Below are 14,050 nucleotides of genomic sequence, written 5' to 3' on the forward strand. Positions count from 1 at the left end.
GCGGACCGTCCGGGTCGCCAAGGGGTTCAGCAGGGCTCAGGAGAACTCGTGGGAGGTCGCGCACTCCCGGACGGTGGCCACGGTGTCGGCATCGGCGGCGTTCTTGTCGGGCCGGTAACGGACCACCCGGGCGAACCGGAGGGCGAGCCCGGCGGGGTAGCGGGGGCTGCGCTGGACGCCGTCGAAGGCGATCTCCACGACCAGTTCCGGCCGTACCCGCACGGTGTACGCGTCCCGTTCGACCTCGCGGGCGAGGAGTTCCGTGGTCTGCCAGGCGAGCGTCTCGTCGGTCAGGCCCTTGAAGGTCTTGCCGAGCATCACCCAGGGGCCGAGGCCCGGTTCGCCGGCGGCCCGGGCACCGAGGTGGAGGTTGCTGAGGAAACCGCGCCGGCGGCCGCTGCCCCACTCGGCGGCCAGCACCACCAGGTCCAGGGTGTGCCGGGGTTTGACCTTGATCCACCCGGCGCCGCGCCGGCCGGCCGCGTAACCCGCCGTCGGATCCTTGGCCAGCACTCCTTCGTGACCGAGCGCCAGCGTCTCCCGGAAGAAGGCCAGCGCCTGGTCCCGGTCGTCCGTCTCGGTGCGCGCGACCCGCAGGCCGGCGGGCACCGACCCGGCCAGGGCGGCCCAGCGTTCCCGGCCCGGCCGGTCCACCAGGTCCTCGCCGTCGCGGTGCAACAGGTCGAAGAAGTAGGCGCTGAGCGGGACTTCGGCCCGCAGCCGCTCCGGGTCCCGCCGGGAGGCGGTCCGCGCGGCTGTCTCCTGGAACGGTCGGGGGCGGCCGTCCGGGCCGAGCGCGATCGCCTCGCCGTCCAGCACCGCCGAGCGGACCGGCAGGGTGAGGGCGGCCTCCGTCACCTCGGGCACCCGGGCGGTGATGTCGTCCAGGCTCCGGGTGAACACCGCGACGTCCCGGCCGTCCCGGTGCACCTGGACCCGGATGCCGTCGAGCTTCCACTCCAGTGCGGCGGGGCCGATCCGGTCGAGGGCGGAGCCGACGTCCGGCGCCGAGGCGGCCAGCATCGGTCGCACCGGGCGGCCGACCTCCAGCCGGAAGGCGTCCAGCGCCGGCGCCCCGCCGGTCAGCGCAGCATCGGCGACCGCACGGGCCGAGCCGCGGAACATCAGCGCCCGCCGCACCGCAGCCGCAGGCACCCCGGCAGCCCGGGCGACGGCGTCCGCCACCACCGCGTCCAACGCGCCCTGACGCAACTCGCCGACCAGCACCGCCCGCAGGAACGCCTGCTCGACGCCGGTGGCCCGTTCGAACAGCCCGGCCAGCAGCCGACGGCGCCCGGCCTGCGCACCGGTGCCGTGCACCTCGGCGATGGCCTCCAGCAACCCCTCGGCCTCCCGGACGCCCAGTGAGGGCTCGGCGGCGGGCGGCGGCAGGTCCCGCAGTGCGGCCGGCCCGACGCCGGTGCGCAGCCGGTGCGACTCGCCGGAGAGCAGCGCCACCGCGGCGGGGGCCTCGGCCGGGCCGAGTTCACGAAGGCAGTCGGCCAGCAGCGTGATCTTTGCCCGGCGGCCGGACTCGGCCGCCACGGCGCGGGAGGTCTGGGCCAGGTGACGGAGCAGCATGTGAACTCCTCGGGGCCGGGCCGGGCAGTCGGCGGACCTACCGGGCAGCCGGCGGACGTACGGGCGTCGGACGTACCGGGGGCGGTGCGGCCGGGGGCACGCCGGGGCGGGCGGGGGCTCCAGCATCCGCGACCGGGTCCGTCGCGGACCGCAGGACACGCCTTCGCGACGGCCGGACGGCTGCGCCGCTCTGGAGCGGGCCCCAGGGCGCTCTTGTCCACCCCGTCCATCTGTGGCGACCCGACGGGCCGTCATGCTGGCGCGATACCGCGCGCGGTGCACCGCCGCGCGAGAACCGTGGTCCACCCGACCCCTGGAGGCCGAGATGACTCCCCAGACCGCCGGCGCCCCCGCCACCGAGGCAGCCCCCGCCACCGAGGCAGCCACCGCCATCACGACGGAGCCCGACACCCGCTGGACCGTCGACGCGCCCGGGAGCGGTGACTACGCCGCCTGGCGCGAGCTCTTCGCCGGCTACTGCGCGTTCTACCGCGTTCCGATGCCGGAGGAGAAGGCCGAACTGGTCTGGTCCTGGCTGAACGATCCGGCGCACGAGCTGGACGGTCTGCTGGTCCGCGACGCCGGCGGCACGCCGGTCGGGCTGGCCCACTACCGTCCCTTCTCCCGGCCGCTGCACGGGGCTGTCGGCGGCTTCCTGGACGACCTGTTCGTGAGCCCGGACGCACGCGGCGGCGGTGCGGTGGACGCGCTGCTGGCCCGGCTACGGGAGATCGCCGCCGAGCGCGGCTGGAACGTGGTGCGGTGGATCACCTCCGACAACAACCACCGGGCGCGGAGCAAGTACGACCAGGTCGCCACCCGGACCATGTTCGTCACCTACGACATGGCGCCGGACGCGGGCTGACCACGCAGCCCCGGTCCCGGCCCTTGTCCCGGCCCTCGTCCTTCTCCGGTCCCCGGGCTGCAGCCGGCCCCGCGTCCGTGCCCGGCCCGGGGCGTGCCGGAGGACCCCCCGGTCGGGACTCGGAAATTCGTTCGTGTTTTCTGTTATCGACGCGCCGCCGCGAGGTCTCCCAGTTGTCGGCACCCGTACCGGCCGACCCGACACAGGAAGCGTGCCCAGGTGAACAGCGAAGACAGGACGACCATCCTCCCCGCCGCCTCCGGCCGCCGCGCCGCGGACGGCGGCCGTTCCGCGCGCCGTGCCGCAGACCGGCGTCGTGGGCGGGGCCGCCGGAGCCGCGGCCGGGGCGTCGGCCCGGTGGCGGCCGTGGTGGCCGCGGTGGCCGGCACCGGGGTGCTCGCGGCGCTCGTCGGAGCCGGGTACGCCGCGTACGGCGGGGCCGGGAGTGACCGGGACGGTGGGGCCGCGGTGGCGCTGGAGCCGCAGATCGCGGCGGAGGCCGGCGACCACGACGGCATCCAGGTCCCCGGCGCCGGCGGCTTCGACGCGACGCCGGCCGCGGCCGGTGGCAGCCCGACCGCCACCGACGAGGCTCACGCCGCCCCCGTGACCCCGTCGGCCACCGCTGCGACCACGGCCGCTGCGACCCCCTCGGCCACGGGCCCGGCCAAGCCCACCGCGACGGGTTCGAGCCCGGCCGGGTCGGCCAAGGCGAGCTCCGGCGCCTCGGCGGGTGCCCCTGCCAAGGCGTCCGCGAGCACCACGGCCTCCGCCCGGGGCGGCGGCCCGGCTCCGGCCACCGCGGCGAGCGGCACCGCGGCCGAGTACGCCCAGCAGGTCGTGGACCTGGTGAACGCGCAGCGCGCCCAGAACGGCTGCGGCCCGCTGACCGCCGAACCCCGGCTGGCGACCGCCGCCCAGGGCCACAGTGAGGACATGGCGGCCCGCAACTACTTCGACCACGCCAGCCCCGAGGGCTACCACGCCGACCACCGGATCGAGGCGACCGGCTACCGCTGGAGCGCCTGGGGCGAGAACATCGCGCGGGGCCAGAAGGACCCGGCCGCGGTGATGGACGCCTGGATGAACAGCCCGGGCCACCGCGCCAACATCCTCAACTGCTCGTTCAAGCAGATCGGCGTCGGCGTGAAGACCGGCTCCGGCGGCCCCTGGTGGACGCAGGTGTTCGCCTCGCCGTCCTGACCCGCCGGGCCCGGCCGGAACCACCGGCACCCCGGGCCGACCCCGCCGAGACCTCGTCACAACCCCGTGCCGGGACCACGTCACAACCCCGGGCCGGCCCCTCGGCCGACCCCGCCGGACGGTCCGGCCGAACCCCCGCCGGGAGGCGTCCCCGAGCCCCGTTTTCCGAATCCGCGCGAATTGTTGTTATCTGAGCACTTCGCCGAGGTCTCCGAGGAGGCAGCGGCGGACGGATGACGGCAAGACGGAGTGCGGACCCATGAACGTTGACGTGCAGAACCGGACCGGGACGACCCTGGTGCTGGCGGCTCAGGCTGGCGACCGGCAGGCCCAGGAGGCGCTGGTCGCCACCTGGCTGCCGCTGGTGTACAACGTGGCCGGGCGCGCGTTGAACGGCCATGCCGACGTGGACGACGTCGCGCAGGAGACGATGATCCGTGCGCTGGACGGCCTGGACGGGCTGCGCGACCCGGAGTCGTTCCGCTCCTGGCTGGTCGCGATCACCATGAACCAGGTCCGCCGCCGCTGCACCGGCCAGCAGCAGAGCACCGTCGGCGGCCTCGACGAGGCGTGGGAGCTGGCCGACCCCAGGGCCGACTTCACCGACCTCACCATCCTGCGCCTCGGACTCTCCGGGCAGCGGCGCGAGGTGGCCGAGGCGACCCGTTGGCTGGACCCGGACGACCGCGAGCTGCTCTCCCTCTGGTGGCTTGAGGCCTGCGGGGACCTCACCCGGGCCGAGCTGGCCGAGGCGCTCGACCTGTCCCCGCAGCACACGGCGGTCCGGGTGCAGCGGATGAAGAAGCAGCTGGAGGCCGGCCGGGTCGTCGTCCGGGCGCTCACGGCCTACCCGCGCTGCCCGGAGCTGGCCGAGGTGACGACGGGCTGGGACGGCACCCCGAACTCGGTCTGGCGCAAGCGCATCGCCCGGCACATCCGCAGCTGCGCCGCCTGCGACGGGCTCGGCCGTGACCTCTTCCCCGCCGAGGGACTGCTGGCCGGCCTGGCCCTGGTGCCGATTCCGCTGGACTCGCCGGTGGCGTTGTCGTTCCAGGCCACGGCCGCCACGGCGACGCCGGGCAGTGCCACGGGCGGAGGCGCCGACGGTGGTGCCGCGCACGGAGGTGCCGCGCACGGAGGTGCCGCGCACGGAGGTGCCGCGCACGCTGGTGCCACCGACGGCGGTGCCAGCGGCGCCGGCAACGGCGGAGCGGCGCACGGCGCCGCCGGCACTCCGGCCGACCCCACCGGGGGCGGGAGCGGTCCGTGGAGCGCCCTCACCCGGGGGAAGGCGGCCGTGGCCGGCGGCACGGCCACGGTGCTCGCCGTCGCGACCCTTGCCCTGGTCTGGCCGCACCACCCGCAGCCCGAACCGGCCGGGCCCGAACCGACCGCCCCGGCCGCCGCCGCGCCCGACATAGCCCCGGCCGCCGCGATACCCGTGCCGCCCGCCCCGGAGCCGTCCGCGGTCCCCACGCCTCCGGTGACCGCGAGCGCGACGGCGGCGCCGCTGCCCACCGAGCCGCCCGCCACCGCCACCCCCACGCCGTCACCGACCGCAGCCCGTCCGACGGCCACCCCGCCCGGCCCGGAGCGCCAGCTGGTGGACCTGGTCAACGCCGAACGCGCCAAGGCCGGTTGTGGCCCGCTGCGGATCGATCCGAAGCTGCACGCGGCGGCCCAGAAGCACGCGGACGACATGGTGGCCCGCAACTTCTTCGACCACGTCAACCCGGACGGCGCCCGCGCCGACGCCCGGCTGACCGCCGCCGGCTACCGCTGGTCGCAGTGGGGCGAGAACCTCGACCGGGGGACGAGCGCCCCCGCCACCGTGTTCTCCCGCTGGATGGACGGCGGGATCCACCAGTCCAACATGCTGGACTGCGCCTTCAAGGACGTCGGTGTCGGCGTCGCGACCGGGCCCGCGGGCCTCTACTGGACCCAGGACCTCGGCGCCCCACTCGGCTGAGCCGTGCCGGGGCGGGCGCTCCCGGCCGACCGTGTCCGGCCGGGAGCCGACAGCCGCCTGCCCCCGAGCGGTCAAGGGTGGTCACGGGCGGTCAGACGGAACCAGGCGGGGTCGGGCGAGGCCGCGGGCGGTCAGACGGCGGGCAGCCCGACCAGGCCGTTCGCCTGGCCCGTCACATAGCCCGTCGCGTCACCCGTCACGCCGCCGGCGTCCCCGACCTGCCCCTGGACGGCGGCCGGTGCCGTGGTGAGCGCCCCGCCCTGCTGGAGCGGGCCGGTCAGGTCACCCTGCCCGCCGACCGCACTCGCGTGCGCACTGGGAGCGGTCAGGGAGGCCACGACACCCACGGCGAGCGAGGCGACGGCGAGCATGCTGCGCTTCTTCATGCGCTGTCCAACGACGCTCCGCCGCACGGGTTACGGGCCGGATCCGGGCCGGTGGACGTGCGCGTGGACGTGCGGTGGACAGACGGGTGGACGGGGTGGACGGGGTGGACGGGTCGTCCACGGGGCCCGGACAGGCCGCGGACGGAGAGCGGGGTTCCCGGTGACGGGCGGCTTAGGAGGGCGGTGGGATGGGGAGGGGTTGGGGGGAATCCGGCAAAGCCGAACATTCCGACTGCGCCCACGCCAACCGCGACAAGAAGGGCATCCGATGCACACAGCGGAGCTCACGCCAGCCGTCCTCGTCGAGCTGCGCCGCCCCCGGCGCTACCCGGCCGTCTCCGTCCTGTTGCCGACCCACCGCAGCGAGCCCGACAAGACCCAGGACCCGGTGCGCCTGCGCAACCTGATCGCGGAGGCCAAGAACCGGCTGCACGCGGACGAGGCGCTCTCCCGGGCCGACCGGCTGGACGTGGTGGGGCAGCTGGACCTGGCCCTGCGGGAGGTCGACCTGGTGCACGCCGAGGACGGTCTGGTGATCTTCGCGGCGCCCGGTGAGCACCAGGTCTGGTCGCTGCCGCGCACCGTGCCGGCCCGGGTGGTGTTCTCAGAGACCTTCCTGACCCGCAATCTGGTCTCCGCCTACACCGCCAGTGCGCCCCACTGGGTGCTGACGGTCGCCGCCGACCGGGTCGCCCTGTTCGGTGGTACCGGGGCGAGGCTGGCGGAGCACACGGCGGGCGGCTTCCCGCTGGACCACGTCGGCCCGGACTGGGACGTGGAGCGCAAGGAGCGGATCGGCGACGTGCCCAGCACGTTCCGCGACGAGGAGACCCGGCGCTTCCTGCGCGAGGCGGACACCGCGCTCGGCGCCGTGCTGGACGCCGACCCGCGCCCGCTCTACGTGCTCGGTGAGGCCGCCGCGCTCTCCCTGCTGGGCGAGGTCGGCACCGCGGTCAAGCGCGCCGCCGCCCAGGTGCCGCGGGGCGGCCTCGGCCACGCGGCGCCCGCCGTCGTCGTCGAGGCCGCCCGGCCCACGGTCGAGCAGCAGGCACGGCAGGCCGTCGCCGAACTGCACCGGCGGCTCGACCAGTCGCTCGGCGTCAGGGCGCTGGCCAGCGGCATGGACGAGGTCTGGCAGAACGTCACCGAGGGCCGGGTCGCCGTGCTGGCGGTGGAGGAGGACTACTGGGAGCCCGTCAAGGTGACGGACAACCACCTGGTGCCCGCCCCCGCCGGCGAGCCGGACGTCCGCGAGGACATGGTGGACGAGATCGTCGAGCGGGCGCTGGACACCGGAGCCACCGTGCAGTTCGTCCCCGCCGGGGAGCTCGCCGCCCACGGCCGGATCGCCGCGGCGCTGCGGTACTGACCGCCGTCACGGCGGGGGGCCCGGCCGCGGGAAGGCGACCGGGCCCCGGTGCGTCAGCGGTAGAACGTCCGCCCGGCGGCGCCCGAGGAGACCGACCAGACCTCGCTGATCAGGCCGGCGGTGATCCGCAGGGTGTCCGTCCCGCTGCGGGCCACCGGCCTGCCCTGGTCGTCCGCGAAGGTGGCGAGGTAGGGGCGGGCGACCAGCCCGGACGGACGGCCGTCGACCAGCGTGAGGTCGACCACCGCCGTCCCCTGGGCCTCGAACTTGATCCCGGACCGGTACCGGTGCCATCCGGCGACGAGCTCGGCGAGCTGGTCGGGGGTGCGGGCCTCGTCGAAGGGCTCGGTGTTCGCCTGGGCGTAGCGCAGGGTGAACTCAGGGGCCATGATCTCCGCCGCCAGGCCCGTGTCGCCGTTCCACATCGCCGTCCAGCGGTCGTACGCCTCGACGCCGAACCGCCGCAGTTCCTCGTTCATTCAGGCCCCCCATGGTGTGTAACCGTTTGTCGAACGCTCGCGACTGTAGCAAGGGGGACTGACAGTCGATGGTGCGTCAGATCGCAGCGTCTCCCCGCTGCTCCTCGCCGCCTCGGCCGGCGCCTCGGCCGGCGCCCTCCCCGGTGCCGGAGAGGCAAGGCGGAGCGGTCCTGTCGGAGCGTCAGAAAGCCTGCCACGGAGCCCCTTTCCGAGCGAGCTGTCCGGTGGTGCCGCCCCCGCCGCGCGCTGATTTGCGGCGGACCGCTGCCGCGCGCCGAAGTGCGGCGCTAGGGTGCTGACCGGAGCATCCGGGGCTCGGGGAGTCCGCGGACTCGGCGGAGGGCGTGGGGGCGGCATGCGATTCCTTTTCGTGCACGGCACCGGCGTGCGACGCGCGGGCTACGACCCGCTGTTCGAGCTGGTCGCCCGGGAGTTGACGGCCCGGTTCCCGGACGCCGAGGTGGCGCCCTGCTACTGGGGCGACGACCACGGCGCCACACTGGCCGCGGGCGGCGCCTCGATCCCGGGGTTCGCCGGCCGTCCGGGGCCGGCGCCGGTGTTCCTGCCGGCCCAGACGGCCGCGGCACGGCCGGGGGCTTCGGTCGGCCGGGCGGACGGCGGCGGGGCGGACGGCGGCGGGGCGGACGGCGGCTGGGCGGACGGCGGCTGGGCGGACGGCGGCTGGGCGCTGCTGCTGGTCGACCCGCTCTGCGAGCTGCGGGTGCTCGCCCGACTGCCCGTCGAGGACGAGGGCTTCGGCGCCCCCGGGGTCCGGACGCCCGGCGAGACCGTCGCCGGCAAACTGGCGGTACTCGCGCCCCCCGGTGCGGACGGCCCCACGGCCGAAGACGCCGAGCTGGACGCCCTGTTGGCCGCCACCGGGCTCGGCCCGCACCTGCCGGCCGCCCTCGACCGGCTGGCCGGGGCCGAGGAGTTCACCGAAGCCTGCGACCGCGCCGTGGACCCGGTGGCCGGCGCCGAGCTGATCGCCCTCGCCGCCCGCGCGCTGACCGCCGAACTCCTCACCGCGGCCGGCCCCGAGGCGCTCTGCACCGCCGACGAGCGTGACCGTCTGGTCGAACTCCTCGGCGACCGCCTCGGTGGCGCCGCCCGTGGGCCGCTCGGCCGGGCGGCCGGGGTGCTCGGCAGGCTCAGCATGCGGATCGGCGGCCAGCGGATGCTGGACCGCCACCGCGGCGCCCTGACCGTCGGCGCCACCCCCGCACTCGGCGACATCCTCCGCTACCAGGCGCGCGGCGGCCCGCTCCGGGCGTTCCTGGCCGAACGGATCGCCGCCGCACCCGGCCCGACCGTACTGATCGGTCACAGCCTCGGCGGCATCGCCCTGGTCGACTGCCTGGCCCTCGCCGCCGCCCGCCGTGAGCCCCCGGCCGGGGTCCGACTGCTGGTCACCGTCGGCTCGCAGGCGCCGTTCCTGCACGAACTCGGCGCGCTCAGCGGTCTGGAACCGGGCGCGGCCCTGCCGGCCGGGTTCCCGGACTGGCTGAACGTCTACGACCCCGGGGACGTCCTCGGCTACCGGGCCGGGCCCGTCTTCCCCGGCGACCCGCGCGTCACCGACCACGAGGTGAGCAGCCGCCAGCCGTTCCCGTACTGCCACAGCGCCTACTTCAAGCTCCCCGCCTTCTACGACCGGATCGCCGCGGCACTGGCCGGGGACGCGCCCGTGGTGCCGGCCGCCGGGGCCGCCGGGTGAGACACCTCGTGGTCGACGACGCCCAGTACCTCGCGCCCGAACGCGTCTTCGCCCTGGTCGTCGGCATCGAGTCGTACGGGGTGGGCGCCGACTGGGACCTCCGCGGCCCCGCCCGGGACGCCGTCCGCATCGCCGAGTGGCTGACCGGCCCGGCCGGCGTGCCCGCCGCCAACGTCAGGCTCTTCCTCTCCCCGCTGCCCGCACCCGTCGTGGCCCCCGTCGTCGCGCCGCCCGGCGGAGCGCCGACCGCTGTCGCGCAGCCGCCCGCAGCCGCAGCCGCCGGCGCCGCGCCCGCCGCGCTCGCGGCCCCGCCCGGACTGCCCGCCCACCGCCCCGCCACCGGCAACGAGATCGAGGACGCGCTGCTGCGCGAACTGCCCAAGTGCGACGGCGACCTGCTCCTCATCTACTGGGCCGGTCACGGCTTCGCGGGCGACCACGACCAGTTGCTGCTGCCGTTCGCCGACGCCTCCGCCCCGCCGATCCGTCACCTCGACCTCGACTCCGCCCTCCGGTTCTGGAGCTCCAACAAGGTCAACCGGCGGTTCCGCCGGGTGGTCTCGATCGGCGACGCCTGCCGCCTCGACGTCCGCACCGGGGCCGTCCCCACCTTCGGCCGGGTCGAATACGGCGAGGGCACGCTGGTGCGCAGCCGCAGCACCTTCGTCCTCTACGCCACCCGGCCCGGACTGCCCGCCCAGAACATCGGCGGCGCCGGCCGGCTCACGGACACCCTGCTCGCCCGGCTGGACAGTCGCAGCCTGGACGAGAACCTGCGCCGCCTGCCCGACATCGCGCGCGAGGTCCACGCCGACCTCGCCGCACTCGCCGACCGCGGCCAGGCCTGGCAGCAGATCCAGTGGCGCATCAGCGGCTGGGACGGCAACCCGCTCACCGACGACGGCTGGCCGCCGGAGCAGCCCGGCGCGCCCAGGCTCGACGACCAGGCCTGGGCCGAGCTGGACGGCCTCTTCCCCGGTCCCGGCCTGCCGCCGGACGCCTACCGCGCCTACCGGTGGGCCTTCGAGGCGGCCGGCTGCGCCCCGCCCGGGCCCGTGCTGCCCGCCGCCGAGCCGATGGCCGTGGTGCGCGACCTCGACCACCGGCTCGGCGCCGGTTCCCGCCGCCTCCCGCTCCCACTGGCCTTCGTCCGCTACCTCGCCGCCCGCGAGGACGACCGGGACCGGGCCGACCGGCTGGTCGACTGGGTCCGGCGCACCGGCCGAAGGCTCGGCGCCGACGCCGTCCCCGTGCCCCCGGCGCGCGAGCGGGACGGCCGCACCGAACTGCACGTCCAGCTCACCGAGTCCAGTGACGAGGACGCCTACCTGGTCCGGATGTGGCTGCACCGGCGGGGCTTCGAGGCGCTCTGGGAGTCCGCCCGCCCGATCACCCTGGCCGCGGTGCGGGAGGAGCTGGCCCGGCAGGTGTTCGGCGCCGCCGTCGGCCCCGAGCTGCGGCGGATCGAGTTCCACGTCCCCGAACCGCTGCTCGACGAGGAGTTCGAGCGCTGGCCGCTGCCCATCCGCGCCCGCCGCACGGCCGAACTCGGCGCCGAGTACGAGGTGCTGGTGCGCTGCCCGGACGAGCGCACCCACCAGTCCGGCCACCGGTGGCGGCGCAAGTGGGCCTGGTACCGCGAGCACGGCGGCCGCCACCCGGACGCGGTCCGCACGCTCGCCGGGGACACCCCGCCCGACCCCGGCCTGGCCGACCGGCTCGGCGCCGAGGACCACCCGGTCTGCGCCCTCCTCGACCGGCACCCCGCACCGCCGGCCGACCGGCTGGAGACGGTCCTGGATGCCGGCCTGCCGATCGCGGTATGGGTGCGGCCCGGCCCGACGACGGACTGCTGCACCCGGCCCGACGGCCTCGCCGCCCTGCTCGCCTCCCGTGCCGGCCCCGCGACCGATCGGGCCGGCGACCCCTTCCGCGGCCCCGGCCCCAGCCCTGGCACCGACCCCGCCCGCGGCCCCGACCCCGACCCCGGCCTCGACCTCGACCGACTGCCCGACACTGTAAGGCTGTTACGCATCGCAGCCGCCCCGGGCGGGTGCGCGGGCTGCCCGGCCGGCCCGCGCCTGGGACTGCTCTGGGACGACCCCGAGCACCGGCCCCGGACCAGATCACTGTCCTGACGGGGGATCGCCCTCCGGCCTGGAAGGGAAGGAAGCAGCACATGAAGGACTGGTGGATCTACCAGGGCGAGGGCACCCCGGGCGACCGGCTGGCCCGGCTGGCCGGCAAGCAGCCGCCCTGGCGCGACTTCGACGGCACGCCGGACCCGCAGTACCGGGCGCCCGGCCCCTCCGGACACGCCTGGGAGCGCACCACCCGGCGCGGCACCGGCTACGTCGCCGACGAGACCGAGATCGACGCCGTCAACACCGCCCTCCTCCTGAGCCGCCCGCTGCTCGTCACCGGCAAGCCGGGCGTCGGCAAGTCCACCCTCGCCTACAGCATCGCCACCGACCTGGGCCTCGGCCCGGTCCTGCACTGGCCGGTCACCAGCCGCAGCACCCTGCGCGACGGGCTCTACCGCTACGACGCGATCAGCCGCCTGCACGACGCCAACCTCCAGCAACTGCACGGTGGTCCACCGGTCACTTCGGCACCCGACCGATCGATCGCCCCCTACCTGCGGCTCGGCCCGCTGGGCACCGCGCTGATCCCGCAGGACCGCCCTCGCGTCCTGCTCGTGGACGAGATCGACAAGAGCGACATCGACCTGCCCGGCGACCTGCTCACCGTCTTCGAGGACGGCGGCTTCGAGATTCCGGAGCTCGCCCGGATCGCCGCCCGCGAACCGCGCGTGCGGATCGGCACCGACGACACCCCGGGCACCCGCGAGGCCGAGGCCAGCCACGACGCCCCGGACGTCCCGGAGGCCCAGGACGCCACCGTCGCCGTCGACCGGGGCCGCGTCCAGTGCCGGGCCTTCCCGATCGTCGTCCTCACCAGCAACAACGAGCGCGACTTCCCGCCGCCCTTCCTCCGCCGCTGCATCCGCCTGCACGTCCAGCCGCCCGGCCCGGCCCGGCTCGAACAGATCGTCAGACAGCGGCTCCGCCTCCCCGCCGACCTCGACGACCGGCGCCGCGACCTCGTTCTCGGACTGATCCACGCCTTCGACGAGCGGCGGGCCGAGGGCGACCTCGCCACCGACCAGCTCCTCAACGCCGTCCAGCTCCGGCTCAGCGGCGCCTGGTCGGACGACACCGAACGCGAGGCCTTCCTGCACACCGTCCTGCAGAAGCTCACCGGACCGGCCTCGCCGTGACGGACCGGTTGCTGCGCGCCCTTGCCGAGGCCGACGCCGCCTCCGCGGCCGGCCTCGGCGCGGAGGAGCTGGCGGACATCCTCTGGCTGGCCGGCTGCCTCGGCGGAGCCTCCCGCGAGCGGCCGCAGCAGCCCGAGCACCCGGCCGCCCCCGAGGCCGACCCACCCCCAGGCCCCGACGCAGCCGACGACCCGGACCCGGACCCCGCCCCCGGCTCCACCGGCGGCAGGCTCGAACAGCACTACGCCACCGCCGACCTGGCCGCCCCCGGCAGCACCGAGCCGGCCCCGGACACCCGCCGCGGCGACCTCGTCCGGGTCGCCCGCGCCGCCGCCCTCGCCGACCCGCTCGCCGTCATGCGTGCCCTGCGCCCGCTCGGTCGCCGCACCCTGGCCCACAGCCGCAGTGAGACCGAGCTGGACGAGGAGGCCACCGTCAGCGCGGGCGTCGAGCAGCGGCTCCTGGTGCCCGTCCTGCGCCCCACCCCCGGCCGCTGGCTCGACCTCGCCCTGGTCATCGACACCCACCGCTCGATGGCCCTCTGGCACGACCTGGTCGCCGAGCTGCGCAGGGTGATCGCCCAGACCGGTGTCTTCCGGGACGTCCGCACCTGGTACCTCGGCGGCACCGAAGCGGGTGGACTCCCCGGCCTCGCGGCCCGCCCCGGCGGGGCGCCCCGCCGGCCGCAGGAGATCGCCGACCCCTCCGGCCGCCGCCTGGTCCTGGTGGTCACCGACACCGTCGGCGGAGGCTGGGGCGGGCCGGCCCTGGACGCGGTGCTGCGCGGGTGGGGCCGCCACGGCTCGGTCGCCGTGCTCAACGTGCTGCCCGAACGCCTCTGGTCCCGCGGCGCCGTCCGTCCCACCCCGCTCTGGCTGCGCGCCACCGGTCCGGCCGCCCCCAACGCCCGCTGGGAGGCCGCCGCCACCCGCCCGCGCGGGCGCTCCCACCGGCGGCTGCGGGCCGACGCCGGCGACCTGGCGGACCCGGTCGGCCGGCCACTGCCGGTACCGGTGGTGGATCCGAGCCCGTCCTCACTGGCCGCCCTCGCCGCCCTGGTCTCCGGCGGCGGCCGCCGCAGCCGGCTCAGCTGCCTGCTGGCCGGCGGACCCGGGCCGGGGGGGGGGGGGGGCCGCGCCCGGCCCCCCCCCCCCCCGGCCGGCCGGGGGGCCCCGGCGCCCCCCCCCGCCCCCCCCCCGCC

The 14,050-nt window shown here is 76.4% G+C and carries 11 protein-coding genes; 8 read left to right on the forward strand and 3 right to left on the reverse strand.

Features of this window, described 5'->3' with window-relative positions; genetic code table 11:
* Positions 1-36: 36 nt before the first annotated feature.
* Entirely contained in the window at positions 37-1,581 is a 1,545-nt protein-coding gene (locus tag ACFC1F_RS23660; RefSeq protein ID WP_376161037.1) for an ATP-dependent DNA ligase, read from the reverse strand.
* A gap of 325 nt (positions 1,582-1,906) precedes the next feature.
* Here ACFC1F_RS23660 and ACFC1F_RS23665 point away from each other — a divergent pair, with 325 nt between their 5' ends.
* The 3 genes from ACFC1F_RS23665 (at position 1,907) to ACFC1F_RS23675 (ending at position 5,618) form a co-directional block, all read left to right on the forward strand.
* Positions 1,907-2,446, forward strand: a complete 540-nt coding sequence (locus tag ACFC1F_RS23665; protein WP_376161039.1) for a GNAT family N-acetyltransferase — start codon at positions 1,907-1,909, stop codon at positions 2,444-2,446.
* Positions 2,447-2,665: 219 nt separating this feature from the next.
* Positions 2,666-3,649, forward strand: coding sequence for a CAP domain-containing protein (locus tag ACFC1F_RS23670; protein ID WP_376161041.1), 984 nt, complete (start codon positions 2,666-2,668; stop codon positions 3,647-3,649).
* A gap of 259 nt (positions 3,650-3,908) precedes the next feature.
* Positions 3,909-5,618 (forward strand): sigma-70 family RNA polymerase sigma factor, encoded by a 1,710-nt coding sequence (locus tag ACFC1F_RS23675; RefSeq protein WP_376161043.1) that lies wholly within the window; start codon positions 3,909-3,911, stop codon positions 5,616-5,618.
* A 131-nt stretch (positions 5,619-5,749) separates the two neighbouring features.
* Here the strand turns inward: ACFC1F_RS23675 and ACFC1F_RS23680 are convergent, their stop codons facing one another.
* Positions 5,750-6,004: a hypothetical protein gene (locus tag ACFC1F_RS23680; RefSeq protein WP_376161045.1), complete on the reverse strand. Its 255-nt coding sequence runs from the start codon at positions 6,002-6,004 to the stop codon at positions 5,750-5,752.
* A gap of 268 nt (positions 6,005-6,272) precedes the next feature.
* Here ACFC1F_RS23680 and ACFC1F_RS23685 point away from each other — a divergent pair, with 268 nt between their 5' ends.
* Positions 6,273-7,373 (forward strand): chemotaxis protein, encoded by a 1,101-nt coding sequence (locus tag ACFC1F_RS23685; RefSeq protein WP_376161047.1) that lies wholly within the window; start codon positions 6,273-6,275, stop codon positions 7,371-7,373.
* 53 nt (positions 7,374-7,426) lie between these two features.
* On the opposite strand, the gene ACFC1F_RS23690 is transcribed toward ACFC1F_RS23685, so the two are convergent.
* Positions 7,427-7,852 carry a hypothetical protein gene (locus tag ACFC1F_RS23690; RefSeq protein ID WP_376161049.1) on the reverse strand — a complete coding sequence of 142 codons (426 nt, stop codon included), beginning with the start codon at positions 7,850-7,852 and terminating at the stop codon, positions 7,427-7,429.
* Between the two features lie 355 nt (positions 7,853-8,207).
* Here ACFC1F_RS23690 and ACFC1F_RS23695 point away from each other — a divergent pair, with 355 nt between their 5' ends.
* The 4 genes from ACFC1F_RS23695 to ACFC1F_RS23710 form a co-directional block, all read left to right on the forward strand.
* Positions 8,208-9,569: a hypothetical protein gene (locus ACFC1F_RS23695; protein WP_376161051.1), complete on the forward strand. Its 1,362-nt coding sequence runs from the start codon at positions 8,208-8,210 to the stop codon at positions 9,567-9,569.
* Positions 9,566-11,707 (forward strand): hypothetical protein, encoded by a 2,142-nt coding sequence (locus ACFC1F_RS23700; RefSeq protein ID WP_376161053.1) that lies wholly within the window; start codon positions 9,566-9,568, stop codon positions 11,705-11,707. The genes ACFC1F_RS23695 and ACFC1F_RS23700 overlap by 4 nt, the downstream gene beginning before the upstream one ends.
* Before the next feature lie 41 nt (positions 11,708-11,748).
* Complete coding sequence (locus ACFC1F_RS23705; RefSeq protein ID WP_376161055.1) at positions 11,749-12,849, forward strand: AAA family ATPase; 1,101 nt, start codon at positions 11,749-11,751, stop codon at positions 12,847-12,849.
* On the forward strand, positions 12,846-14,050 hold a 1,205-nt coding region (locus ACFC1F_RS23710; protein ID WP_376161057.1), incomplete at its 3' end, for an SAV_2336 N-terminal domain-related protein. The genes ACFC1F_RS23705 and ACFC1F_RS23710, both read left to right, overlap by 4 nt.

This window comes from Kitasatospora sp. NPDC056181, from assembly GCF_042266225.1.
Classification (GTDB): Bacteria; Actinomycetota; Actinomycetes; order Streptomycetales; family Streptomycetaceae; genus Kitasatospora.

Coding starts and splice junctions, on each gene's coding strand:
- ACFC1F_RS23695 (WP_376161051.1), top strand. CDS start 8,208: ATGCGATTCCTTTTCGTGCACGGCACCGGCGTGCGACGCGCGGGCTAC.
- ACFC1F_RS23665 (WP_376161039.1), top strand. CDS start 1,907: ATGACTCCCCAGACCGCCGGCGCCCCCGCCACCGAGGCAGCCCCCGCC.
- ACFC1F_RS23680 (WP_376161045.1), bottom strand. CDS start 6,004: ATGAAGAAGCGCAGCATGCTCGCCGTCGCCTCGCTCGCCGTGGGTGTC.
- ACFC1F_RS23705 (WP_376161055.1), top strand. CDS start 11,749: ATGAAGGACTGGTGGATCTACCAGGGCGAGGGCACCCCGGGCGACCGG.
- ACFC1F_RS23690 (WP_376161049.1), bottom strand. CDS start 7,852: ATGAACGAGGAACTGCGGCGGTTCGGCGTCGAGGCGTACGACCGCTGG.
- ACFC1F_RS23675 (WP_376161043.1), top strand. CDS start 3,909: ATGAACGTTGACGTGCAGAACCGGACCGGGACGACCCTGGTGCTGGCG.
- ACFC1F_RS23685 (WP_376161047.1), top strand. CDS start 6,273: ATGCACACAGCGGAGCTCACGCCAGCCGTCCTCGTCGAGCTGCGCCGC.
- ACFC1F_RS23660 (WP_376161037.1), bottom strand. CDS start 1,581: ATGCTGCTCCGTCACCTGGCCCAGACCTCCCGCGCCGTGGCGGCCGAG.